At 63.1% G+C, this 22,709-nt stretch carries 23 protein-coding genes and 2 tRNA genes; 16 read left to right on the forward strand and 9 right to left on the reverse strand.

Annotated features, from left to right (window positions below; genetic code table 11):
- Positions 1–130 precede the first annotated feature (130 nt).
- Positions 131–3,514 carry a hypothetical protein gene (locus AC1DXM_RS09400; protein WP_477232785.1) on the reverse strand — a complete coding sequence of 1,128 codons (3,384 nt, stop codon included), beginning with the start codon at positions 3,512–3,514 and terminating at the stop codon, positions 131–133.
- 95 nt (positions 3,515–3,609) lie between these two features.
- Between AC1DXM_RS09400 and AC1DXM_RS09405 the strand changes: the two genes are divergently transcribed.
- Positions 3,610–4,077: a peroxiredoxin gene (locus AC1DXM_RS09405; protein ID WP_477232786.1), complete on the forward strand. Its 468-nt coding sequence runs from the start codon at positions 3,610–3,612 to the stop codon at positions 4,075–4,077.
- Between the two features lie 144 nt (positions 4,078–4,221).
- A complete protein-coding gene (locus tag AC1DXM_RS09410; RefSeq protein ID WP_477232787.1) occupies positions 4,222–5,511 on the forward strand; it encodes a M23 family metallopeptidase in 1,290 nt (429 codons plus the stop codon).
- Positions 5,512–5,562: 51 nt separating this feature from the next.
- On the opposite strand, the gene AC1DXM_RS09415 is transcribed toward AC1DXM_RS09410, so the two are convergent.
- The gene (locus AC1DXM_RS09415; protein ID WP_477232788.1) at positions 5,563–5,889 is read right to left on the reverse strand and encodes a type II toxin-antitoxin system RelE/ParE family toxin; all 327 of its coding nucleotides are present in this window, start codon (positions 5,887–5,889) and stop codon (positions 5,563–5,565) included.
- Positions 5,876–6,166 (reverse strand): ribbon-helix-helix domain-containing protein, encoded by a 291-nt coding sequence (locus AC1DXM_RS09420; protein WP_352591749.1) that lies wholly within the window; start codon positions 6,164–6,166, stop codon positions 5,876–5,878. The genes AC1DXM_RS09415 and AC1DXM_RS09420 overlap by 14 nt, the downstream gene beginning before the upstream one ends.
- Positions 6,167–6,426: 260 nt before the next feature.
- On the opposite strand from AC1DXM_RS09420, the gene AC1DXM_RS09425 reads away from it, so the two are divergent.
- From AC1DXM_RS09425 to AC1DXM_RS09450, 6 genes are all read left to right on the forward strand, one after another.
- The gene (locus AC1DXM_RS09425) at positions 6,427–7,797 is read left to right on the forward strand and encodes an FAD-binding oxidoreductase (RefSeq protein ID WP_477232789.1); all 1,371 of its coding nucleotides are present in this window, start codon (positions 6,427–6,429) and stop codon (positions 7,795–7,797) included.
- On the forward strand, positions 7,794–8,531 hold the full coding sequence (locus tag AC1DXM_RS09430) for a FadR/GntR family transcriptional regulator (RefSeq protein WP_477232790.1): 738 nt from the start codon (positions 7,794–7,796) through the stop codon (positions 8,529–8,531). Before AC1DXM_RS09425 ends, AC1DXM_RS09430 begins: the two co-directional genes overlap by 4 nt.
- Before the next feature lie 2 nt (positions 8,532–8,533).
- Positions 8,534–8,971, forward strand: a complete 438-nt coding sequence (locus tag AC1DXM_RS09435; protein ID WP_477232791.1) for a VOC family protein — start codon at positions 8,534–8,536, stop codon at positions 8,969–8,971.
- 88 nt (positions 8,972–9,059) lie between these two features.
- Positions 9,060–10,088, forward strand: a complete 1,029-nt coding sequence (locus AC1DXM_RS09440) for an ABC transporter substrate-binding protein (protein WP_112561396.1) — start codon at positions 9,060–9,062, stop codon at positions 10,086–10,088.
- A 68-nt stretch (positions 10,089–10,156) separates the two neighbouring features.
- Positions 10,157–10,957, forward strand: coding sequence for an ABC transporter ATP-binding protein (locus AC1DXM_RS09445; protein ID WP_477232792.1), 801 nt, complete (start codon positions 10,157–10,159; stop codon positions 10,955–10,957).
- Complete coding sequence (locus tag AC1DXM_RS09450; RefSeq protein WP_477232793.1) at positions 10,954–11,709, forward strand: ABC transporter permease; 756 nt, start codon at positions 10,954–10,956, stop codon at positions 11,707–11,709. The genes AC1DXM_RS09445 and AC1DXM_RS09450 overlap by 4 nt, the downstream gene beginning before the upstream one ends.
- A gap of 39 nt (positions 11,710–11,748) precedes the next feature.
- Here AC1DXM_RS09450 and AC1DXM_RS09455 read toward each other — a convergent pair whose 3' ends face one another.
- Complete coding sequence (locus AC1DXM_RS09455; protein ID WP_477232794.1) at positions 11,749–12,930, reverse strand: M24 family metallopeptidase; 1,182 nt, start codon at positions 12,928–12,930, stop codon at positions 11,749–11,751.
- Between the two features lie 212 nt (positions 12,931–13,142).
- Between AC1DXM_RS09455 and AC1DXM_RS09460 the strand changes: the two genes are divergently transcribed.
- The 6 genes from AC1DXM_RS09460 (at position 13,143) to AC1DXM_RS09485 (ending at position 18,485) form a co-directional block, all read left to right on the forward strand.
- Positions 13,143–14,309, forward strand: a complete 1,167-nt coding sequence (locus AC1DXM_RS09460; RefSeq protein WP_477232795.1) for an ROK family transcriptional regulator — start codon at positions 13,143–13,145, stop codon at positions 14,307–14,309.
- Positions 14,306–15,070 (forward strand): ATP-binding cassette domain-containing protein, encoded by a 765-nt coding sequence (locus AC1DXM_RS09465; RefSeq protein ID WP_112561392.1) that lies wholly within the window; start codon positions 14,306–14,308, stop codon positions 15,068–15,070. Before AC1DXM_RS09460 ends, AC1DXM_RS09465 begins: the two co-directional genes overlap by 4 nt.
- A gap of 41 nt (positions 15,071–15,111) precedes the next feature.
- Positions 15,112–16,152: a sugar ABC transporter substrate-binding protein gene (locus tag AC1DXM_RS09470; protein WP_112561391.1), complete on the forward strand. Its 1,041-nt coding sequence runs from the start codon at positions 15,112–15,114 to the stop codon at positions 16,150–16,152.
- Between the two features lie 151 nt (positions 16,153–16,303).
- A complete protein-coding gene (locus AC1DXM_RS09475) occupies positions 16,304–17,299 on the forward strand; it encodes an ABC transporter permease (RefSeq protein WP_142868064.1) in 996 nt (331 codons plus the stop codon).
- Between the two features lie 13 nt (positions 17,300–17,312).
- Complete coding sequence (locus AC1DXM_RS09480; RefSeq protein WP_477232796.1) at positions 17,313–18,083, forward strand: SDR family oxidoreductase; 771 nt, start codon at positions 17,313–17,315, stop codon at positions 18,081–18,083.
- Positions 18,084–18,254: 171 nt separating this feature from the next.
- Complete coding sequence (locus AC1DXM_RS09485; RefSeq protein ID WP_477232797.1) at positions 18,255–18,485, forward strand: hypothetical protein; 231 nt, start codon at positions 18,255–18,257, stop codon at positions 18,483–18,485.
- Positions 18,486–18,537: 52 nt separating this feature from the next.
- Here the strand turns inward: AC1DXM_RS09485 and AC1DXM_RS09490 are convergent, their stop codons facing one another.
- A complete protein-coding gene (locus AC1DXM_RS09490; RefSeq protein ID WP_477232798.1) occupies positions 18,538–19,359 on the reverse strand; it encodes a M15 family metallopeptidase in 822 nt (273 codons plus the stop codon).
- 185 nt (positions 19,360–19,544) lie between these two features.
- On the opposite strand from AC1DXM_RS09490, the gene AC1DXM_RS09495 reads away from it, so the two are divergent.
- On the forward strand, positions 19,545–20,090 hold the full coding sequence (locus AC1DXM_RS09495) for a hypothetical protein (RefSeq protein ID WP_477232799.1): 546 nt from the start codon (positions 19,545–19,547) through the stop codon (positions 20,088–20,090).
- Positions 20,091–20,214: 124 nt separating this feature from the next.
- Here the strand turns inward: AC1DXM_RS09495 and AC1DXM_RS09500 are convergent.
- A tRNA-Val gene (locus tag AC1DXM_RS09500) sits at positions 20,215–20,290 on the reverse strand.
- Between the two features lie 218 nt (positions 20,291–20,508).
- Between AC1DXM_RS09500 and AC1DXM_RS09505 the strand changes: the two genes are divergently transcribed.
- Positions 20,509–20,585 (forward strand) — tRNA-Asp (locus tag AC1DXM_RS09505).
- A 127-nt stretch (positions 20,586–20,712) separates the two neighbouring features.
- Here the strand turns inward: AC1DXM_RS09505 and AC1DXM_RS09510 are convergent.
- The 3 genes from AC1DXM_RS09510 to rbsK form a co-directional block, all read right to left on the reverse strand.
- On the reverse strand, positions 20,713–20,961 hold the full coding sequence (locus AC1DXM_RS09510) for a hypothetical protein (RefSeq protein ID WP_477232800.1): 249 nt from the start codon (positions 20,959–20,961) through the stop codon (positions 20,713–20,715).
- A 342-nt stretch (positions 20,962–21,303) separates the two neighbouring features.
- Entirely contained in the window at positions 21,304–21,663 is a 360-nt protein-coding gene (locus tag AC1DXM_RS09515; protein WP_477232801.1) for a hypothetical protein, read from the reverse strand.
- Between the two features lie 113 nt (positions 21,664–21,776).
- Positions 21,777–22,706, reverse strand: coding sequence for a ribokinase (rbsK, locus tag AC1DXM_RS09520; RefSeq protein ID WP_477232802.1), 930 nt, complete (start codon positions 22,704–22,706; stop codon positions 21,777–21,779).
- Positions 22,707–22,709 lie beyond the last annotated feature (3 nt).

Raw genomic sequence — 22,709 nt, forward strand, 5'->3', positions numbered from 1 at the left:
GAATTCGGCCTTTCGGCGACTGTTCGTGCTAGAGCGTTTCACCGTTTCACAGAAACGGCGAACCGCTCTATCTCTTTGTTTTTTCGCAATTCCGGGACGGAAAACCGCTCACACTTTTCCTGGAATTGCTCTAGCGGTATTCGAAGATCGACCGGAAAATGCCTGGCGCGATCACCGATAGCGGGTTGATATCCAGCACCGGCTTGTTGGCGTTGCCCTTGAGCCGGTAGGTGACGCCGATCAGGCCGCGGTCGCGGCCATTGCCGAGCAGCGCGCCGACCAGCGGCAATTCGCCGAAGATGCGGTTGAGGCCATAGGCCGGCATGAATGTGCCGGTCATGTCCATATTGTTGTTCTGGTCGTAGAGTGTGCCCTGGAACGTGGTGCCGATGCGCGGGCCGCGCAGGACGCCATTGGCCAGCTTCAGGTAACCGCTTCCCTTGTCGATCTCGGTAAAGCCGCGCTCGAACTTTACCCGCGAAGTGTCGATCTTGCCCTTGACCGCTTCGTTCAGGCTGCGGCTGTCGCCCACTGGCGTGGTCGATACGATCGACGCGAGCTTCGGTTCGTCAACGATGAAGAAGTTGCTTGAGTCGACCTGACCCCGCATCGGCCCGTCGGCCGCGCCGCTGAGCGCCAGCGTGATCGAGCCGCCTTCCATGTGTTCGTAGATGTTGAGGAAGCGCAATATGGCGCCGGCGTCGGCCGACTTCATGTTGAGTGCGCGCACGCCGTTGCCTGCCGTGTTGCTGATGGTGACGGCGGCACCCGAACTTGCCGTGGCGCTGACCTTGAGCCCGTTCACCTTGGAGCCAGCGGCGCTGTAGTCGAGCTTCAGATTGGACAGGACCTCGTCGTGGAACCCGGTCAGCGAAGTGACATCGGCGCTGACCGAAACCGCATCCGTGCCCGTGGTCTTGGTGGCGGTATCGACGTCGGAGGTGAACTGCTTGATCAGCGAGCGGGCGTCGAGCGCATTGCCGCTGACATCGACCGCAAAGCCCTTGCCCGACCGCTTCACCGTCACCGCGACGTCGTCGCCCCTGTTCAAAGCGACTTTGCTGAAGCGCGCCGAAGACAGCGCACCCTTGACCAGGACGACATCGCCTTCGACGGAAAAGCTCTTTCCGTCGAGGTCGAAGTCGGACAGCGTTGTCGTATCGCCCGACTTCGCCATAGTGAAAGTGGCATTGGCGGGAATCCCCGGCCCCTTGCTCCAGCCGGCCCAGGGAATGTCCAGCCTGGCGCTGGTCATGTCGACCGCGACGTTCTGGCTGCCGTCGCCGCTCTTGTCGATCGCCACCTTGATGGTTCCCGAAATCAGCGGCGACAGGCCAGGCATGGCGGTGGCGCGTGTCTTGTCGTCGAGCACAAGCGCCACCTTGCGGCTGCGCGGCGGTCCGTCATCCCCGAGCGGCTCGACCAGATCGAGTTCAGCCGGAATGCCGTTCAGCTTCGCGTCGGCCGAGATCACCGCCTTGTCGGGTCCGACTTCGATCGAACCATCGGCCTCGGTTATCGTCTGGTCTTCGAACGGCTTGGCGAGCGACAGGTCCTTGTAGTCGAGCGACACCAGCCAATCCAGCTTCGAAGTGTCGACACCGGACTGCAGCGGAATGTCGGCCTTGACGTGACCGGTCACCGTGCCGGACAGGTCGTCCGGCGCAATACCGACATGGCGCATGGCGTTGATCGGTTCGTAGGAGGCGAGCTCGGCGATGGCCGGCGCCTCGCCGGCGACGTCGATGTCGAGCGCGCCGATCACCGGCGGGTGGTTCGCCGCCTTCACCGCGAGCGTGCCATTGCTTGCCGCCACGGTGCGGCCACTCGGCATATAGACGCTGCCCGAGGACAGCGCGATGTCGACATTATTTCCATGGAAGGAAACCACGCCAATGGCGTCGCGGATCGGCGGGATTCGGCCGGCCGTGTCGAAGCGTGAGCCTTCGACCTGGAACCGGCCGAACACCTCGTCAGCCGAAAGCGGCACGCCATTGCCGAGGCGTCCCGGCACGACCTGGAACTGCAAATTGGCATCGACGACGCGGCCGCCGAACAGGTTCTGCAACACCCACAGCCGGGCGTTCTTGGCCGAAAACCAGGGCCACAATTGCTTGACGTGTGAGACCGGCATGTCGTGGACGTTGAGCGACAGCGAAATGCCTGGCGGCCCTTTGTCGATGAAGGCAAGTGCGGCTGTGCCTAGCACCTCGCTGCCCGATCCCGACCTGATGCCGATCTGTTCGGCGACGAGCTTATGGCTCCTCGTCTGATAGACGCCGGCGATGCGGGCAAAGAAATTCAGCGCCGGCTCGGGCGATTCCGCCGGCGCCAGCGTCGAGCCGTCGCTGGTCAGGTCGTAGCGGTAGGAAGGCTCCTCACCGGCAGCGCCGGTCGCCGGCTTGGGCCCGATCGAGCCGGCGAAATTGAACGTCGAACGGCCGGTCTTCAAAACCAGCCTGCCGACATCGATCTTGTTGGATCCGGAGACAAGCGTGGCGTCGACATCGACATCGGCCGGCAACAGCCCGCGTGTGCCGAGGTCGAGCACCGAGCCGGTTAGCGACAGCGAGGCCGTCAGCCGGGAATCGCTTTCGCCCGAGCCTTCGGTGCCCGTCAGCTTCAAAGCGATCGCGCCGGTTTTCCCACCTGCCTCTGGCGTTGTCTCTGGAATGGCCGCCATGTCGACGGCCGCATTCAACGCAGTGACCCGCAGGGAGGTCGTATCGCGGGTGGCGGCAGCGGTGACCGTGAGCGCCCGGCCATCGATATCCGCCTCGGAGGAGAACTCCATGCTGCCCGGGCCTGACTGCAGCACGGTGGCATTGGTGATGTTGACCAGCTTGACCGAGCCGGCCTCGGGCAGTTCGAACTCGACATTCTTGAGATCGATCCGGCGCATCGAATCCTCGCGCACGGCATCGAGCGCATGGTTGACGTGACCGAAGACAGCGGCGGCCAGCTTTTCCGGATCGATGAGGCCGTCTTGATTGCGCAGCTCGGCTGTCCAGTCGCCGCCCGACGGCATTGCCGCGGTGACAATGTGGGCGTCGGAAATCCTGGCGCTGGTCAGCCGCACCTCGCCCGAGAACAGCGGTATCAGCCGGATACCGAAACGCACACGCCCGGCGTCGGCCATCGGCTTGCCGTCGGCGGTCTTGACGCTGACGTCCTTGACCTGCAGCGCAATGAAGCTCGATCCGTCCAGTGTCAGCCGGGCCGGGCCGACGGCTACATTGACGTCGAAACCGGCGAGTTTCTCGATCGCCGCTTCGGCTTCCGCCCGCAGCCGCTCGCTGCCGATTCCGGTGGCGCCGATGACATAGACGGCGGTGGCGGCCAGCAGCACCAGAGCCGCGACGCCGGCAAACAGGCGAGCAAGGATGCGAAAGCCACGGCCGATCCGCGCCTTGCCGAGCGGCGGCACACTGCAGGCAGACGGGAAAGTCCCCAGGTCGGTGATCTCGTCACGCCTGAACCGGATTTTCTCGTGCTGCGGTTCTTCCTGATCCACGCAATTTTCCGTTGTACGAATTCGATCGTGGACGAATCCCCGCTCGACACTATAACGATGCAGCCTGGCGCGTAACCTCAAACAAGGGCATCGATATGGCTGATCTCGACATTGGCGACGCTGCTCCGCAATTCGACCTGCCGCGCGATGGCGGCGGCTCGCTCAGCCTTGCCGCGTTGCGGGGGAAACCCGTCGTACTTTACTTCTATCCGCAGGACGACACCACAAGTTGCACCAATGAGGCGATCAGCTTTTCCCAGCTGAAGCCGGAGTTCGAAAAGGCCGGCGTCGTCGTGATCGGCCTATCGCCTGACAGCGTGAAGAAGCACGACAAATTCAAAACCAAATACGACCTCACCGTCGACCTGGTTGCCGACGAGGAGCGCAAAGTGATCGAGGCCTACAATCTGTGGGTCGAAAAGACGATGTATGGCCGCAACTATATGGGCGTCGAACGAGCGACGTTCCTGATCGGCAAGGATGGCCGGATCGCCGGCATCTGGCGCAAGGTCCGGGTAAAAGGTCATGCCGAAGCGGTGCTGGAGGCGGTGCGCGCGCTCTGACACGCCGCCGATCTCACCACCCTGCCCGCAACCCGCCACTCGTTTCGCGCGCAATCCTTACCGGCCGGCAGCCACGGCAAAGCTTTGTTAACCCTAATAATGTGTAATCAGGCTTCGTTGGTGTCGTAATGAAAGCTTGGTCCCGTGAACCCAACCGGTCAGTCAGCGGTCTTCGGCAGACGCAAGGAGCCCCATACGGTCATCATTGCGCGGGGCAATGAAATCCGACATTTCACCATCCGTCCGTGGCTGGCCACCTTTCTTGGTTCGGCACTGGCGGCAATCGCCATCGGCTATCTGCTGGCAACCTCCTACCTGGTGCTGCGCGACGATCTGATCGGCGCCACTACGGCGCGGCAGGCGCGCATGCAGCAGGCCTATGAGGATCGCATCTCGGCATTGCGCGCCCAGGTCGACCGCATCACCAGCCGCCAGCTTCTCGACCAGAAACTGATGGAAACCAAAGTCAGCGAACTGCTCGAGCGGCAGAGCCAGCTCAGCCAACGCCATGGCCGCCTCGGTCCGATCCTCGAACGGGCCGAAAACGAAGTCGGAACGCCGCCAACCGCTGATGCGGCAGCGGCAGCGGCAGCAAAGCCCGACGAGCATGCCGAACTGATCGACAGCGAGCCCCTGGCCTATTCGGTCGCCAGCCTCGGCTCGGCCGACACCAGGCCGTTCTCGCTGTGGGCGACCCGCTCCGATCCGCTGCCCAGCGAAACGGCGGCGGACCGTGCCGACAAACTGTTCGTCTCGATCAACGATTCGCTGAAGGCCATCGAAAGCCAGCAGCTCACCCGTATCGCCACGCTTGCCGACAATGCCTACAAGAATGCCGATGCCATCACCCAGGCGCTGGAAGCAGCCGGCCTGCCGGTCGACAGCGATTTCGGCAAAGACGAAAGCGATGTCGGTGGACCGTTGATCCCGCTGGACTCCTCGATGATGTTCGACAGCAAGGTCAAGGAGCTCGACGAGGCACTGGATACGCTCGATCAGCTGAAGAAAGAGGCGCGGCGGTTGCCACTGGCCAATCCCGCCCCCGGCCATTCCGTCACAAGCCCGTTCGGCGTGCGCACCGACCCCATCCTTGGCACCGCGGCCCTGCATTCGGGCATGGATTTCCGCGCACCGATCGGCATGGCGGCCAAGGTCACGGCGGCCGGCGTCGTCACCAAGGCAGGCTGGAACGGCGGCTATGGCCGCATGGTCGAGGTCGACCATGGCAATGGCTTTGCCACCCGCTATGGCCATTTGAGCGAAATCGATGTGGCCGTCGGGCAGAAGCTCGCCGCCGGCGACACTATCGGCAAGACCGGCAGCAGCGGCCGCTCCACCGGCCCGCATCTGCACTATGAGGTCCGCCACAATGGCGAGGCCATCGACCCGCTGCGCTTCCTGACCGTGGGCAAGAAGGTCGAGCAATATCTTTAAGGGTCAATTCATTCGCGTCAGCGCGACTTGGCACTATACTTATGCGCTAGGCTAATCCTCGGTGCTTTCGTCATGGCGCCGGTATGCTGCCTCATAGTCACGGCCGCCGTAGAACACATTGACGATGTCCACGGTTTTTCCGACTCGATAGACGATTACGGCGCTGCGCTCAAAGGGCACCGTACGCAACCCCGGCTGAAGGTCGTTACGCGGTCGGCCGCCGTGCGGTACATCGCCAATCCTGCGGCACCGGCCCAGAATTCTGCCGATAAAGCCGGAGGCAACAGCATGGCTTTGGCTGGCAAGCGCTATGGAGCGATAGATTGCCTTTAGGTCGGCGAGTGCTTCGGGTCGCAACGTGACCTTAGCGCGTCGCATTAGGGGAGCCGGCGGCCTCGCTTTCCATGAAGCGGGCCATCTCGGCCTCGGCCTCCTCCAAAGTCAGGCTGGGGCGTGGATCATCGATGGAGCGACGGATTCGGGCGCGCATAGCCTCCAGGCGCTCGGCGTCCTCTATGCGTTGCCGCTGCCACACTCGCACGGCATCACGCATAGCCTCGCTGGTGGTGGCAAATTCGCCAGCCTCCACACTCTCTCGGATAGCCTGCATCTGCTCACGAGCCATAGTAACGCTGACTTTTTCGGCGTTGTTCATGATTAGGGGCTCCCTAAATTTCCACTCCGCAAGGTAGGATAAATTCCGACCAGGCGCCAGAAATTTGTGGCCTAGCGTATGCGCGCTATGGCCACCGCTACAGGTTTATACGCCAAGGTGAGAACAAGGAGCGCCATTGACTCAAACTGAGTTGTAGGATGATATGTATCACCCCATATCCAGACAAGCGCTTCATGACAATGCATGCTCTCTCGCCAGACGCTCTCGGCGCCCTACGGGACGCTGTCGGGCCAAATGGCATGACCGTCGATGCCGCCGGCATGGCGAAATATCTCGGCGACTGGTCGGGCGATCATCGCGGCGGTGCCCTTGCCGTGCTGAAGCCGGCTTCGGTCGCCGAAGTCCAGGCCGTGGTGCGACTGTGCAGTGCGCTGGGCCTGGGCATCATCCCACAAGGCGGCAATACCGGCCTGGTGGCGGGCGCCATCGATATCGAGACCGCCGGCTCAGTGGTCGTCAGCATGGAGCGGCTTAACGCCATCCGCCGCGTCGACGCCGACAATTTCGTGCTGCAGGCCGATGCCGGCTGCATCCTGCAGACCGTGAAGGACGCTGCCGACGAACAGGACTGCCTGTTTCCGCTGGCGCTTGGCGCCCAGGGCAGTTGCCAGATCGGCGGCAATGCCGCCAGCAACGCCGGCGGCATCAACGTGCTGCGCTACGGCATGGCGCGCGATCTCATCCTCGGCCTTGAAGTGGTGCTGCCGGACGGCGAGTTGTGGAACGGCTTTTCCGGCCTGCGCAAGAACAACACCGGCTATGATCTGAAGCAGCTGTTCATCGGTTCGGAAGGGACGCTCGGCGTCATCACAGGCGTCGAGCTGAAACTGTTTCCAAAGCCGATCCGGACCGAGACCGCCTATCTCGGCCTTGCCTCGTTCGAAGCGGCGATCGCACTGTTCCGGCAGGCCCGCCGGGCCTCGGCCGATTTGATGTCGGCCTTCGAGATCATCGGCTCGGAATGCATCGCGCTGGCGCGCCTGATCGACGCCAACATTGTGTCGCCGGTCGAAGCGCCCGTCCATGTATTGATCGAACTGTCGGCCAGTGCTGCGATCGACCTGCGCACTCTTCTGGTCGATTTCCTGGCCGAGGCCATGGAAAGCGGTCAAGTCATCGATGCCGTGCTTGCCGAAAGCAGCGTGCAGGCAAGGTCGTTCTGGGCCATCCGCGAAGGGCTTGTCGAGGGGCAGGCCAAGCGCGGTTATCATGTGCGCACCGATCTTTCGGTGCGGATCTCGGACATCCCTGCCCTCATCGATCAGGCGCGCGGCTTCGTGGCGCAGAATCATCGGGGATGGCTACCGCTGGCGTACGGTCATGCCGGTGACGGCAACATCCATTTCAACGTGCTGCCGCCGGAAGGCCTTGACGAGCGCGCGGCCCGCGCCCGAGGCACTGACATCACCGCCGGGCTCTACCGGATCGCCAGTTCGCTCGGCGGCTCGATCAGCGCCGAGCATGGCATCGGCCGCACCCGCCATCGCACCTTCATGGCCGGCCTGGCACCGCTCCATCGCCGGCTCATCGGCACGTTGAAGAACGCGCTCGACCCGCAAGGGCTGATGAATCCCGGCTGCCTTCTGCCTAAAACGGAGACCGCTCCATGAAGCAAAGACTTGCCGCCATCGGCACTGTCGAAACGCTGCCGCACCGCGTCGCGACCTTTCTCGGCCGCGAGATCGAATCGGGCGACCTCAGCCCGGGCACGCGGTTGCCGACGGAACAGGAGCTTTCGGAGAAATTCGGTGTCAGCCGCAATGTCGTGCGCGAGGCGATCGCGCAGCTCAGGGCCGACGGCATGATCGAGGCGCGGCAAGGCATCGGCGCTTTCGTGCTGGCGCCGGAGCAGCGGGCGTCGATCCGCATCGACGGCGAGGCGCTCAGGGAAGGCCAGAATATGGAGCGGCTGTTCGAGCTGCGCTGCATTCTGGAAGCCGAATCCGCAGCGCTTGCCGCCGAACGGCGCAGCCAGGAGCATCTCGACGCGATCAAGGCGGCGCTCGACCGCATGAGCGGCGAGGAACGCTGGGAAGAAGGCAGCATCGACGCCGATCTTCTGTTCCACCGCGAGATCGCGCGCGCCACCGGCAACAGCTACATCCACACCTTCATTTCCTTCGTCTGCGAACAAATCCGCCGCTCGATCTATTACGCGCGGCAGACCAATCCGCTGCACGATCTGGTCGAGATCAATGTCGGCGAGCATGTGCGCATCTACGAGGCGCTGGTTGCCGGCGATCCCGCAGCCGCCGAGGCAGCGATGCGCGCCCACATCATCGGCGCGGCGGAGCGCGTCGGCGTCAAGCTGCCGGCCGCGCGGCGCGCCAGCAAGGGGATTTAGCCATGCCGATCGGAGGCGTCTACGCGATTTCGGATGTCTGCCTGCTGGTCGAGGACATCGGGCGTACCGTGGATTTTTATGTCGAAAAACTCGGCTTTCGGCTGCGCCGCCGCGCCGAAGGCTTTGCCGATTTCCATGGCGAGGGCGTGACGCTGGCGGCGTGGGAGATCGACCACATCAGCCAGCATACCGGCGTGTCGAAGCTCAGATCGCCGCGCCATGCGCACAAGGTCTGCGTGGCGGTCAAGCTCGACGCACCTGCCGACATCGACCGTCTGCATGGCGAGCTCAGCGCCAAGGGCGTGCCCTTTTACGGCCCGCCGGAAGACTATGTCTGGAACGCGCGCTGCGCCTATTTCACCGACCCGGACGACACGCTCTGGGAATTATACGCCTGGCTCGACGGCGGCCCGGGCGACTACCACGACGAACAGCCGTAGACGACAGCGCGCCGTGGGAGCGGTGCGCAATGAAAGAGGAAAACTCTCGCAACAGGAGCGAAAAATGAGTGGGAACAAGCGATACAACATGAACCGCCGCAGCTTCGTGACATCCGGCATCGCCGCCGTGGCAGCCGCATCCGCCGGGATGCAGCTGGTGCTGACGCCGGGCGCCAAGGCAGCCGGCAAGGTCGTCATCCAGTATGACTGGCTGGTGTCGAACGGACAGATCGGCGACATCGCCGCCGTCGCCAACGGCTACTTCAAGGACGCCGGCCTGGATGTTGAGTTCAGCCCCGGCGGACCGAACTCCGCGACCGTGCCGCCGGTCGTCTCGGGTTCGGCCCAGCTCGGCCAGTTTTCCGAAACGCCGCAGCTCTTTGCCGCGCGCGCCAGCGGCGTGCCGGTCAAGATCATCGCCTGCGGCTTCCGCACCGGGCCTTACGCCTTCACTTCCAAGCCGGCCAAGCCGATCCGCGGCGTCGCCGACCTAAAGGGCAAGAAAATCGGCATCCAGCCGACGGCGCGCTTCGTCATCGACGAGATCCTGGCCAAGAACGGCATCGACCCGGCTGACGTCACGGTCGTCAATGTCGGCTTCGACAAGGCGCCGCTGGTGCGCGGCGATGTCGACGCCATCGGCGGCTGGATCACCAACACGCAGGCGCTGAGCGTCGTCGGCGACGACCGCATCGACCTTCTGGTTCGCGATCTCGGGCTGAGTTCCTACGCCGACGTCTATTTCGCCACCGACGCGGCGATCGAAAAGGATCCCGAGACGCTGGCCAAGTTCATCGGCGCCGTCGGCAAGGGCTGGGGCTGGGTGCACGCCAATCCGCAGGAAGCGGTCAAGAAAATGGTAGCCGCCTATCCGGAAATGGATCTCGGCTGGGAAGAAAAGACCGTCAACCTGGTGCTGAAATTGTCCTTCGATGGCGCGACGGCCAAGGACGGTTGGGGGACTTTCGACCCGGCTTCGATCGAGGAGCAATTGGCACTGCTGGACAAGGTCGGGCAGTACCCGAATGGTCGGCCGGCCGCGGCTGACGTCTACACCACCAAGATCCTCGAACTGTCGGCCGCTGACCGGCCCAAGCTCGACGCGCCCGCGGCCTAGAGCATGATCCCAAAAAGTGGGAACCGGTTTTTGGAAAAGATCATGCTCCAGCAAAGCGTTAGATCAGCATGACGATCAAACGTCATGCTGATCTAACGGCGATCGCTATCGAGGCTCAGAAGCTGGATGTCGGCTATGGCGGCCGGCATTCGGCCGTCAAAGTGCTCTCCGGCCTCGACCTGACCGTCGCGGCCGGCTCCTTCCTATCGATCCTGGGGCCGTCGGGCTGCGGCAAGTCGACCTTGCTGCGGGTCGTTGCCGACCTGCTCGATCCGCTCGGCGGCACGATCAGCGTGCTTGGCGACACGCCGCATGCGGTGCGCTCGCGCCGGGATGTCGGCTTCGTCTTCCAGGATTCGACACTGCTGCCCTGGCGCAGCGTGCGCGACAATGTGCGTTTGCCGCTCGGTATTGGGCAAGGCAGCCTGACGCGCCAGATCGAAGACCGCTCAGAGGAGTTGCTGGAGCTGATGGGGCTTGGCGGTTTTGGCGAGCGCCTGCCGCACCAGCTTTCCGGCGGCCAGCGGCAGCGTGTCGCGATCGCCCGCGCCCTGCTCGGACAGCCGAAACTGCTGTTGATGGATGAGCCGTTCGGCGCGCTCGACGAAATCACCCGCGACCGCCTCAATGACGAGCTGCTGGCGCTGTGGCGGCGCACCGGCACGACCATCCTGTTCGTCACCCATTCGATCGCCGAGGCCGCCTATCTCGGTGAGCGCGTCATCGTGCTCGCCGCCAATCCCGGACGCTTGGTCAAGGATCTCGACATGCGGCCCTTCAAGCAGGACGGCAACCGCTGCTCGCGCGAAGATCCGGCAATCGTTGCCGCCATGGCGGAATTGCGCAAAGCGCTGGAACTGGCCTCATGAGACAGGAGCCTTTGCCACCCGCGCTGGCGATTGCGCTGCCCGTCCTGGGCGCCGCCTCCATCCTGCTCACCTGGCAATTCTTGCTGCCCTGGCTCGGCGTGCCGGCCTATATCGTACCGACGCCGACAGCCATACTCGGCGTCTTCCAGAAGAGCTTTTCCCTGCTGCTCGGCAATCTCTGGCCGACGCTGATCGAGGCGCTGGCCGGCTTTGCCATCGGCAATCTCGCAGGCGTGCTGCTGGCGGTGCTGTTCGTGCACAACCGCGTGCTGCAGGCGGCCTATTTCCCGATCGTGCTGTTCTTCAACACCATTCCGATCCTGGCGCTGTCGCCGATCATCATGCTGATCTTCGGGCTGGGCATGACGCCGAAGATCGTCATCGCCGCGGTGATCTGCTTCTTCCCGACGCTGGTCAACATGATCCGCGGCCTGGATTCGGCAAGCAGCAACGAGCACGAGCTGTTCCGCGTGCTGTCGGCGACACGCTGGGAAGTGTTCTGGAGCCTGCGCCTGCCCCGCGCGCTGCCGATGCTGTTCTCATCGCTCAGAATCGCTTCGGCCACCGCCGTCATCGGCGCCATTGTCGGCGAATGGATCGGCTCCGACAAAGGGCTCGGCGCACTGATCATCCAGGCGTCCTTCAATTACCAGTCGGACCGCCTCTATGCGGCGATCGTGCTGTCCTCGGGCCTGTCGATCGTGCTGTTCTGCCTCGTGGTGCTGATCGAGCGCCGGGCGATCAAATACTGAGTGCAGTCAGGTGATCGCGGCGCCGCCTAGTACTGCCGGTCAGGATTTGACACGGATGTCTCGCGGAAATTTCGTCAGCGTTTCGTTGCCGGTCTCGGTCACCAGAATGGTCTCGCTGACCTCGATGCCCCAGCCATCCATCCACATGCCGAGAATGGAATGCACGACATTGCCGGGTTGCAGCACCGTCTTGTCACCGTGCCGAAGGCTGATCGTGTGCTCGCCCCAATCCGGCGGATAGGCGACGCCGATGGAGTAGCCGATGCGCGATTCCTTCTTCAGACCGTAGCGCTGGATGACCTTGCGCCAGGCGGCTTCGACCGCTTCGGCCGATGTGCCTGGCTTCACCGCATCGAGCACAGCATCCATGCCTTCGATCACCGCCTCTGCGGTGTCGGCGACACGCGTCGGCGTCTTGCCGAGCTGCATCGTCCTGGCGAGCCCGGCGGCGTAACGGCGGCAGACGCCGGCGAGTTCGAGCGCAATCGTCTCGTCTTTTCCGAACCGCCTGTCGCTCCACATGATGTGCGGTGCGGATGCGTTCTCGCCGCCGAGGATTGTCGGCGGCAGCGCCGTGATATCGCCGGCAAAGTCCGAGCTGCCGGCAATCTGCGCCGCCTGGATGGCGGCGATGGCATCACATTCGCGCACGCCGGGCGCGATGACTTCGAAGGCCCGTGCGACAGCCGCTTCGGCCAAGGTCGACGCTTTGCGTAGATAAGCGATCTCGGGCGCCGATTTGACCGCACGGATCCAGTTCACCAGCAGATCGGCGTCATGCCATTTCGCATTGGGCAGGCCGGCGACGAGCCGGGCATGGGCCTTCGGCGAGAAATAGTAGGCCTCGAGCTCGATGCCAATGTGTCTGGCGCCCCAGCCCTTGGCGACGATCCAGGCCGCGATCCAGTCCATCGGATGACGATCGGCTCGCTGGACATGGTCTTCGGGAAACCCAACCACATTCTCAGGCTTCATCCAGACCGTCAGCAGGCCGCCGGCCGCATCCATGGCGCGGCCGATCCAGACCGGCTCGGCCTCCTCTTCGATCGGAACCAGAACCACCTGCGGCGTGTAGAACGACCAGCCGTCATAGGCGGTGATGTAATGCTGGTTGGCGACGTCGTTGACGATAAGCAGTTCGATCCTGCGCTTGGCCATCTCGGCGCGGATTTTTTTGAGCCGCTGCTGGTACTCGTCGCGCGCAAAAGGCAATTCGATCATCGGTTTTCCCTGCTGGATCATCGGCCGGGCGAAGCCCCGCGCCCCGCCTGACGTCATTCACCATTGAAGTGCTTTCCAACCCGGCTGCAATCGGCCAGCGCAGCGCATGGGACAGGTCCTGCACCCCTCCGAATCTGTCACAAATTATTTTTGAATTCCATTTGACTGAATAAATTGCCTGTGCAAGTCTCGCCTCTCCCAAGGAGAGGGAAATGGCACTACGGGGAACCAACCAGGAGTTCGGACGGCCCTACAACCGGCGCATTGTGCTGGAGTCCATCCGCCTTCATGGCCCCATTGCCCGCGGCGACATCGCCAGCCGCGTCGGCCTCACCGTCCAGACCGTATCGACCATCGTTCGCGAGCTCGAAGAGCACGGCTATGTGCTGTCGCTGCGCGAAGAGCCGCGCGGGCGCGGACTGCCGCCGGCGACGTTGCGTATCAACCCTGAAGGCGGCTATGCCGTCGGCATCCACCTCACCCCGCTCGGCATCGACGCGGCGCTGATCAATCTCAGCGGCGATGTCATCGAAAGCACGCATCGCGAGGCGCCGCATGCAACGCCCGACCATGCCTTCGAGCTGATCGGCGCCATGGTGCCCGAACTGACCGCATTGCGGCCCGGCGGCCGCCTGCTTGGCATCGGCATGGCGCTGCCCGGGCCTTTCGGCGTGGAATCGATGAGCTTCGTCGGCCCCACGACCATGGCCGGCTGGAAGGATGTCGCGCTGCCGGAGCGGCTGGCGGCATCGACCGGGCTGCCGGCCTTCTTCGAGACCGACATGGCGGCAGCTGCCATGGGCGAGCGCCTCTATGGCCTTGGGGCTGGCTATTCCGAATATTACTACCTCTATTTCGGCGTCGGCCTTGGCGGCGTCATCGTCCATGAGGGCGCGGTGATGCGCGGCGCCTGGGGCAATGCGGGCGAAATCGGACACATCCCCGCCGTTCCCGGCGGCGAACTCTGTCCCTGCGGCAACCATGGCTGCCTCGAACGGTATCTCTCGCTCGAAGCACGTCGCCGCCGCAACATCAGCGACGCCGCATGGGTGGCCGAAGTTGCGCCGATCTTCCGCAACACGATCGTCACCATCGAGAATGTGTTCGATCCCGAAACCGTCATCCTCGGCGGGCTTGCGCCCACCGACCTGCTCGAAAAGCTGGTTGGCGCGGCAGGACAGCTTCCCAACTCGGTCTCGGCGCGGCGCGACCGCAAGACCCCGCGCGTGACGGTGGCGACCGGTGGCCAGCATTCGGTGCTGCGGGGCGCTGCCGCCCTGGCCGTTTCCGGTGTGCTCTCGCCGCGGTTTGGCCAGATGTTCATCGCCGAGCGCGAGCGCCGGTCAGACCTCATGCACAGCAAGGGAGTGGCGGCATGACCGAACCGCTGCTGGTACTCGAAAACGTCACCAAGAATTACGGCGCCATCCAGGCGCTGAGAGGCATCAGCTTCTCGATCGGCAAGGGCGAGGTCGTGGCACTGCTCGGCGACAATGGCGCCGGCAAGTCGACGCTGGTCAAGATCATCGCCGGCGGCCTCGAGCCGAGCTCTGGCCGCATGCTGTTCGAGGGCAAGGAATTTCTGGCGAAAACGCCGGCCGAGGCCAAGGCTGCCGGCATCGAGACTGTCTACCAGGATCTTTCGCTCTGCACCAATGTCGATGTCGTCGCCAATTTCTTCATGGGCCGCGAGATCACGCGCAAGGTGCTCGGCATTCCGATCCTCGACGAGCGCGCCATGGAGGCTGTCGTCGGCAAGGCGCTTGCCAGTGCGGGCACCCGCATTCCGTCGCTGCGCACAAATGTCGAGCACCTCTCGGGCGGCCAGCGCCAGGCGATCGAGCTCAACCGTTTCGTGCATTGGGGCGGCAAGCTCGTGCTGCTCGACGAGCCGTTCGCGGCACTCGGCGTCGAACAGACGAGGCGCGGCCTCGAGATGATCCGCCAGGTGGCCAACCAGGGCATCGGCGTCGTCATCATCACCCACATCATGCAACAGGCCTTCCAGGTCGCCGACCGGATCGTGGTGATCCGGCAAGGCGTCGTGGCCGGCGATGTCGCACGCAACAAAACAAGTCCCGATGCGGTGATCAACATGATCACCGGTGAGACGCTTGCCGGTGCCGGACCGGCAGGTTGAGGGACAAAAGAGGGGTCCGGTATAAAAGAGGAGCGAACGACATGAAGCGAATACTGGTTCTTGTCTTCGGTATCCTGGCACTGGCTCTTGCCTCGCTCACGCCGGCAATGTCCCAGACCAAGGGCACCGTCTACTATATGGTTCCGACCCTGCTCGATGAATTCCAGACCGGCTCGGTGAGCGCGCTGGAGCTGTTCCTCAAGCAGGTCGGCTATGAGGTGAAAACACTCAACGCCGACAACAAGACCGACGCGCAGCAATCGCAGATGAACGACGTCATCGCGCTGAAGCCGGCGGCGATCATCCTGGCCGCCGTCGATTTCAACGCGCTGAAGCCGTCCATCGAAGCAGCCCGCGCGGCCGGCATCCCGGTGGTCGAGTTCGACCGCCAGATCACCTCGACCCCGTCCGACTTCACCTCGGTGGCTGGCACCGTGGAGATCGGTTACGTCGCAGCCGAGCAGGCTGAAAAGCTTCTGAAAGCCAAGAACGGTTCGGTGAAGGGCAAGGTGTTGCAGGTGCTCGGCGATCCCGGCGACCCCTACACGCTCGACATCCAGAAAGGCTTTGAGGAGAAGATGAAGGCGTTCCCGGACGTCAAGATCATCTCGCTGCCCGCCATGCAGTGGGAAGCCAGCAACGCCGGCACCATCGTTGCCGACCAGATGCTGGCCAACCCCGACATCGACCTGATCTTCAGCCATGCCGCACACCTGTCGGTCGCTGCCGTTGCCTCGCTCGAGGCCGCCGGCAAGAAGCCGGGCGACGTCATGCTGATGAGCTCGAACGGCGCTCCGGTCGGTCTCGACCTGATCCGCAAGGGCTGGCTCAACGTCGAAGTCGAGCAGCCGCTCTACGCGCAGGCTGCCGCCGTCGCCATGTTCATGGACAAGATCGCCGGCAAGCAGGAAATCAAGCCCGGCGAGTATGACGTGCTCGGCTTGAAGTCGACCGTGACCAAGGAAGCCTGGGGGCCGAACATCAAGATCCCGGGCGCCGCCATCACCAAGGAAAACGTCGACAATCCGGCCTTCTGGGGCAACCAGAAGCCGCCGACGGAAACCATCAAGCCGGTCGAATAGCCGCTTGCCAAGCGCTCCGGGCCGCCCAGGCCGCCCGGAGCCTGCTCTTTCACAACGCCGCGTCTGACAAGGACGCTGTGGCGAACTTGAAGCCGCGCCTGAGCCCGACAAAATCAATTTGATTTCGCGGGGGCGCCAACCGGATCAGCCCATGAACCCGCGCACCCGCAAAGCCCTGGAGTTCGTCCTCGACAACCTCGTCTGGTTCATGCTGGTCTTTGTGTTGATCGTCTTTTCCATCTTCGTCCCGAACTATTTCCAGCTCGGCATCTTCGCCAACATCATCGAGGCCTCGAGCGTGCTCGGCGTGATGTCGATCGGCCTGTCGCTTGTCATCATTGCCGGCCACATGGACTTGTCGGTGGAATCGGTGGCGGCGCTCAGCGCCATGACGGTCGGCATCCTGTTCTGCTCGTCGGGCATCGGCATGGGCATACAGCTCAGTCCGCAATGGCTGATGGTTCCGGTTTCGCTGCTCATTGCACTGGTCGTCGGCGGCATCATCGGCGCTTTCAACGGCTATCTCGTGGTCAAGGTGAAGATGAGCGCCTTCATCATCACGCTGGCGTCCTACATCTGGGTGCGCGGCCTAGTGCTGGTCATCTCCGGCGGCCGCTCGGCACAGGATCTGGCGCCGGCCATCCGATGGTTCGGCATCCAGCGCCTGGCCGGCCTGCCGCTGACCGCCTGGATCGCCGTCGCCTGTTTCGTTCTCTTCTCATTGATCATGGCCAAGACGCCGTTCGGCCGCCACCTGGTGATGATCGGCGGCAACGAGACCGCGACCTTCCGCGCCGGCATCCGCGTCAATCGCAATCTGGTCATCGCCTTCGTGCTTGCCGGCGCCATTGCCGGGCTGGCCGGCTGGCTCCTCGCCATCCGTACCTCCGGCGCCACCGCCAATCTCGGCACCGGACTGTTATTCAACGCCTTTGCCGCTGTCGTCATCGGCGGCGTCAGCCTGAAGGGCGGTGTCGGCACGCTGCCCGGTGTCTATGCCGGCGTGCTTTTGCTGTCCTCGATCAACACAGCGATCAACCTGATGGGCCTGCCTGCCAATTTCACCCAGGTGATCCACGGCCTGCTGGTGCTCGCCGCCGTGCTGCTCGACGCCTTCAAGCAAACCATTCGCCAAAGACTCGCATGAAAGGACGGCTCGCATGAGCGGACGGCTGCAAGACAAGGTCGCGCTGATCATCGGCAGCGCGCGCGGCATTGGCAAAGGCATCGCGCAGCGCTTTGCCGAGGAAGGCGCAAGGCTGGTCCTGGCCGACAGCGAGGCCGAGGCGGGCCAAGCGACCGCGGACGAGCTCGGCGCTGCCTTCATCCGCACCGACATCTCGCTAATGGCCGATGCAGAAGCCGCAGTGGCGCTGGCGTTGAGCCGCCACGACCGCCTCGACATCGTTGTGCAGAATGCCGGCATCTATCCTTGGCAGTTGATCGAAAACACCAGCCCGGACGACTGGGACCGGGTCATGGCGGTCAATCTGCGCGGCACCTTCAACGCCACGCTGGCAGCACTGGCGCCGATGAAGGCGCAAGGTTACGGGCGCATGCTCTACACCTCGTCGATCACCGGCCCGCATGTCACCAGCCCCGGCCACGGCCACTACGCCGCCAGCAAGGCCGGGATCAACGGCTTCATCCGCTCGGCGGCGCTGGAATTTTCCGGCTACGGCATCACCGTCAACGGCGTCGAACCCGGCAACATCCTGACCGAGGCGATCGAGCTGCATCGCGGCGCCGCCTACATCAAGAACATGGAAGACTCGATCCCGCTCGGCCGCCTCGGCAGCCCGCGCGACGTGGCCAATGCCTTCCTGTTCCTCGCCTCCGACGACGCCAGCTACATCACCGGCACGACCATTATCGTCGACGGCGGCCAGTTGCTGCCCGAAGGCAAAGATTTCCGGCTACTGCCGCCTTGATCTTTGCATTGACGCACAACGGACCGGGCAGCGCTCGTGACGACAAGAGGTCATTTCAGCGAAAGATACGCGTTCCCCCGTCGACGATGAAAATTCCCTTCTAAGTTGTATGGAACCCGAATACTTCTCGAAAGTTGTTCATGACGTGCCGATCAAGGGAGGTACTTGTGAATGGCAGACAACATCAGAGCCAGCCATATCTACCAGCGGGCGCATGCTTTGGCAGAAGATGGTTTCCACCAGTCGCCAGCCGAGATTGTTGCCGCGTTGCTGGCCGAAGGCTTTCCGGAAGCCGCTGAGTTGCTGAACTCCGAAAACATCCGTGCCGACCTTCGCCGGGTTTGCACTGCCGCGACCGCCAACCGCCGGCAAGTCGCCAAGAACCTGGGGCTTCGTTATTGAGGCGCATCGAGGCGACCCGGCGCATGCGCCTTACGGCTGACTGCCAGCGCGATCAGCCGAGTTTCTTGTACAGCAGCAGTTCGGGCCGGTATTCGAAATGCATGGTGTCGTAGTGATACCAGCGCCCGCCCCATATGAAGCCGTTTTCCTCAAACAATTCCACGATTTCCAGCGGAATCCGGTTCCTGAGCGGAATGTGCGCCTTCGGGTCGGCTTTGTTTCTGTTGTTGTACCAATAGTCGGAGAAACCGACATTGATATCGAAGGCTGCGCCGAAAGAGTGGACGCTCAGGCGGTCGGTGCCGGCGATGGGCCGCCAGACAAAGCCGCCGCCGGGCTTGAGCCCGTAACGGCTGAGCTCCGCGGGCATCGCCTCCAGGGCATCGGAGACCTTGCCCAGCCGGTCGTTGATGCCGAAAACCCTGGTGACCTGCACGGTTTTCTTGCCAAGTTTCGGCAGCCATTTGACGTTGGCGATGTGCTTGCCCACTTCCGCGGCACTTGCCCCATAAAGCTTCTCGAAGAAGGCTTCGTTGCGGATACGGCCGGGATCGAAATCCTCCGCCGGGACCAGCGCGCCCTCCGCTGCCGTCGGATAGACGTAGCGGAACATGTCTTCGATGTCGGGGCTCTCCAGCAGCGCTTCGGCGTCGCGCGCCTTGCCGTCGTCCCACACCATCGTGGTTCCGTCGGCCCAGGTCAGGATATTGCCCGAGATGGTGAAAAGTCCGGGATAGGCCTTGAGCAAGGCTGCTTTGGCCGCGGTCTGGTCGACACCGTCGCCCGCCTCTGTCGCATGGGCGAGGCGCCCGGTGCCACAAATTGCCAACACGATCAGGAGCTGAAGCAGCAGGCGCCCGGGATGGTCGATCATTGTCCTGCCTCTCCGAACAGCCAATCGATTGCTGACCAGGACCCTTATCAAATCCGGAATGATGGCGGCAGCTCCCTGGCCAGAAAACGGGAATTCAACTCATCCCGTTGGCAATGGCTTTCGTTCATCTTGCGTTTGGCAAGGCTGCTGTAAGATGGCGCGTGAATCAAAAAGGGAGACAAGTCGTGTCAAAAACCTCCAGCGCCCTGATCCGGACGGCGTTCACATTCATTTGCCTGGTCGGCCTTGTCTCGGCCGCTTCTGTTCTTTTCCCGGCCACCGCGTCGGCCCAGCGCATGCAGCGATGTGCTGACGAGGGTGGCATCTGCCGCCTGCCCTATCCAGCCGAAGTGGTCTATGGCGCGCGCGGCCAGACCACCTCCCGCTTTTTCGACCGCCGCGCCGTGCCCTGTTCAAACCGCGTCTTTGGCGATCCCGCGCCCGGCCGCGACAAGGCCTGCTACATCGTGAGGCGCGGCGGCGGTAACGATTATGGCGACAATGACGACGACAATTACGGTGACGACGACTACGGCCAGGGTCGCGGCAGGTGGGTGGCCTGCGCCAGGGAGAATCAGTACTGCGATTTCCGTGGCCGCAAACTGGTGAGATACGGCGCGCGCGGTCAGTTCACGCAAGGCGTTTTCAGGAACGGCGTTACATGCAGCCTCGACGCCTTTGGCGAGGACCCTATCCCCCGCGTGAAGAAGACCTGCTACATCAGGCAGTAGGTAGCACACCGGCAGAAAGGCGGGCGCGGCCGATTGTGGCCGCGTCCTCGCTATCGGTCATACGCAGCTGAGTTGGGAACATGAAAGGCAATGGACGACGAGGCATGGGCCGGCGTGCGGGATATGGTGGGCGATGACGGGCTCGAACCGCCGACATCTTCGGTGTAAACGAAGCGCTCTACCAACTGAGCTAATCGCCCGCTCCGGGCCGGACCTTTAAGCGGTCGGAACCGGCTTCGCAAGGCCAAATGAGCAGGCGCGAGCTTAGCCGCATAGCGGTTTTCCCGGACAAAGTGCCGCCTGTCAAAAAACCTTCTCCTGTTTGCTGTTATGCTGTCCAGGTGCGCTTGACACCCGGTGGCGAACCCCTTATCCACCGCCCCAACGACGAACACGGCTGACACGTGCTCGTCCATGCGCGGGTGTAGCTCAGTTGGTTAGAGTGCCGGCCTGTCACGCCGGAGGTCGCGGGTTCGAGCCCCGTCACTCGCGCCATTTCTCTTCAAGGGTCACGATCCTTGGTGCCGGAGAAATGTCGACGTTGATTGTCAAAAATGTCTCCTTGAACACATTAATTCAGACGGATCGCCTTGCAGCGATCAATGGCAGCGCCCGGTGTAGCTCAGAGTGCTGGCCTGTCACGCCGGAGGTCGCGGGCTCGAGCCCCGCTCGCACCATTTCCCTCGACGCCTTCCGATTCCCGCCTGTAGACCAGGCGGACGACGAGGCCGAGGTATCCAAACTGAAGAATAACCATTGCAAGAAAAGCCCAGCCGAGCGCCTTCCAGACGGAGCCAGTTGCCATGTCGGCCCAGATCGCAACGATGAACGACGTTGCGAACATGCCCACCAGAAATTGCGGAAAATACATAATGGCCCAGCACCCAATGTTTCGGTGATTCAGGCGGCTTTTAAATCGGCACCTAAGAGCCCGCCGCTTCATTTTGAGAAGCGGCGGGCCCCGATCGCCCCCCGACTTGCCAGGAGCGATGGATGCCCCCGGCGTTGCTGACAGTGCAATTGCGGTGCCAGACACGGTGACCCATTACAGGACACCTATGCCAATGGCGCAAGACCGGATTGCCGATTAACATTATCTGTGGCTAATATGACACCCTATCGGAAGGGACCAGGTCTTGTTGGCCGCGATGCTGGTAGGGTCGGCAGGCCGAGCGCCTCGGCAGTCTGAATGCCGGCCTGGCAATCAGGTTTTTCATAGGTATCGCGCAATCTCGGGCCGGACTGAAATCAGCCGCCTGATCATCTCCCTTCTCGCCAAGGCGTCCTTGGAATCACCGTTTTTTGCCAGGTCGATGGACTGGCTCGCCAGCGTGAATGCAGCGCTGCGCAGATAAACGATCGATCCAGAAAGCGGCGGCACGGCGACGTTGAAAATCGCAGGGAGGGCGATCGCAGCAGTCAGCGCGACGAGGCCAAGGATCCATCCCTCATAATACCAGATGCCGCAAACCGCCCCGACCAGCTCGATGAAGCAGATGCCCATCAGGCTCATCAGCCAAGACGGGGTCATGTCGGCTTGATAGGAATTGGGTTCGGGAGCAGAGCCGGCCATTTTCGTCGCCGCGTCGGCAAGCGTCGAGACGAATGACAGGCACTTTCCCGCAAGCAGGGCGCCGATGACCAGTGCAACCCAGAGCATCGAACACCTCCTTGCGCTGTCCGCAGTCACCCTTTGGCCAGCAGCGCCTCGACCTCCTGCAGCGTCGGCATGGACGGCGCCGTGCCTGGCCGGGTCACCGAAATGCCGGCGACGGCGCAGGCGAAGCGCACCGCTTGCAGCGGCTCCACGCCTCTGGCGAGCGCTGCGGCCAGTCCGCCATTGAAGGCATCGCCCGCACCTGTAGTTTCGACCACAGTGCCGGCGCTGACCACGGGAACATGGTCCGAACGGTTCGCTGTGTGCAGCAGCGCGCCCTTTTCGCCGAGCGTGATGATGACCGAGCCGACGCCCTTTTTAAGCAGGTTGTCGGCGGCGCTGCGGGCGTCGTCGATGGAGGCGACCTTGATGCCGGTCAGTTCCTCAGCCTCGGTTTCGTTGGGGGTGACATAGTCGCACAGCGTGTAGATGCGGTCCGGCAGTTTTGCCGCCGGCGCCGGGTTCAGGATGGTGGTCACCCCTGCCCCGCGCGCGATTTCGAGGGCGCGCAGTGCAGCGTCTATGGGCTGCTCGAGCTGGGTGACGAAGACACCGGCCCCGCCAATCAGGCCGGCATTGGCCTCGATGTCATCAGGCGAGATCAGCATCGCCGCACCGGGACTGACGATGATGGCGTTGTTGCCGGTGGTCTCCTCGATGAAGATATAGGCGGCACCCGTATAGCTCTGCGGGGTGTCGATGACGGCGGATTTCACGCCGGCATCTTTCCAGGTCGCCTTGGCCATGTCGGCGAAAGCATCGACGCCGAGCCGGGTCAGGAAGGTGATGTCGGCGCCGAGCTTGCCGGCCGCTACCGCCTGGTTCGAGCCCTTGCCGCCCGGCCCCAGCTTGAAGGAATTGCCAAGAATGGTCTCGCCCATGCGCGGCTGGCGATCGGCGCGGTAGGCGGTGTCGGCGACGAAGACGCCCAGTATGACGACAGGCTTGCCGGACGCCATTGT

It is taken from the genome of Mesorhizobium sp. P3_A2 (assembly GCF_056403115.1).

Bases quoted from the DNA above. Each gene is read 5' to 3' on its own strand.
- AC1DXM_RS09405 (WP_477232786.1), top strand. From the start codon at position 3,610: ATGGCTGATCTCGACATTGGCGACGCTGCTCCGCAATTCGACCTGCCG.
- AC1DXM_RS09415 (WP_477232788.1), bottom strand. From the start codon at position 5,889: ATGCGACGCGCTAAGGTCACGTTGCGACCCGAAGCACTCGCCGACCTA.
- AC1DXM_RS09420 (WP_352591749.1), bottom strand. From the start codon at position 6,166: ATGAACAACGCCGAAAAAGTCAGCGTTACTATGGCTCGTGAGCAGATG.
- AC1DXM_RS09425 (WP_477232789.1), top strand. From the start codon at position 6,427: ATGACCGTCGATGCCGCCGGCATGGCGAAATATCTCGGCGACTGGTCG.
- AC1DXM_RS09430 (WP_477232790.1), top strand. From the start codon at position 7,794: ATGAAGCAAAGACTTGCCGCCATCGGCACTGTCGAAACGCTGCCGCAC.
- AC1DXM_RS09435 (WP_477232791.1), top strand. From the start codon at position 8,534: ATGCCGATCGGAGGCGTCTACGCGATTTCGGATGTCTGCCTGCTGGTC.
- AC1DXM_RS09440 (WP_112561396.1), top strand. From the start codon at position 9,060: ATGAACCGCCGCAGCTTCGTGACATCCGGCATCGCCGCCGTGGCAGCC.
- AC1DXM_RS09445 (WP_477232792.1), top strand. From the start codon at position 10,157: ATGACGATCAAACGTCATGCTGATCTAACGGCGATCGCTATCGAGGCT.
- AC1DXM_RS09450 (WP_477232793.1), top strand. From the start codon at position 10,954: ATGAGACAGGAGCCTTTGCCACCCGCGCTGGCGATTGCGCTGCCCGTC.
- AC1DXM_RS09455 (WP_477232794.1), bottom strand. From the start codon at position 12,930: ATGATCGAATTGCCTTTTGCGCGCGACGAGTACCAGCAGCGGCTCAAA.
- AC1DXM_RS09460 (WP_477232795.1), top strand. From the start codon at position 13,143: ATGGCACTACGGGGAACCAACCAGGAGTTCGGACGGCCCTACAACCGG.
- AC1DXM_RS09465 (WP_112561392.1), top strand. From the start codon at position 14,306: ATGACCGAACCGCTGCTGGTACTCGAAAACGTCACCAAGAATTACGGC.
- AC1DXM_RS09470 (WP_112561391.1), top strand. From the start codon at position 15,112: ATGAAGCGAATACTGGTTCTTGTCTTCGGTATCCTGGCACTGGCTCTT.
- AC1DXM_RS09475 (WP_142868064.1), top strand. From the start codon at position 16,304: ATGAACCCGCGCACCCGCAAAGCCCTGGAGTTCGTCCTCGACAACCTC.
- AC1DXM_RS09480 (WP_477232796.1), top strand. From the start codon at position 17,313: ATGAGCGGACGGCTGCAAGACAAGGTCGCGCTGATCATCGGCAGCGCG.
- AC1DXM_RS09485 (WP_477232797.1), top strand. From the start codon at position 18,255: ATGGCAGACAACATCAGAGCCAGCCATATCTACCAGCGGGCGCATGCT.
- AC1DXM_RS09490 (WP_477232798.1), bottom strand. From the start codon at position 19,359: ATGATCGACCATCCCGGGCGCCTGCTGCTTCAGCTCCTGATCGTGTTG.
- AC1DXM_RS09510 (WP_477232800.1), bottom strand. From the start codon at position 20,961: ATGTATTTTCCGCAATTTCTGGTGGGCATGTTCGCAACGTCGTTCATC.
- AC1DXM_RS09515 (WP_477232801.1), bottom strand. From the start codon at position 21,663: ATGGCCGGCTCTGCTCCCGAACCCAATTCCTATCAAGCCGACATGACC.
- rbsK (WP_477232802.1), bottom strand. From the start codon at position 22,706: ATGGCGTCCGGCAAGCCTGTCGTCATACTGGGCGTCTTCGTCGCCGAC.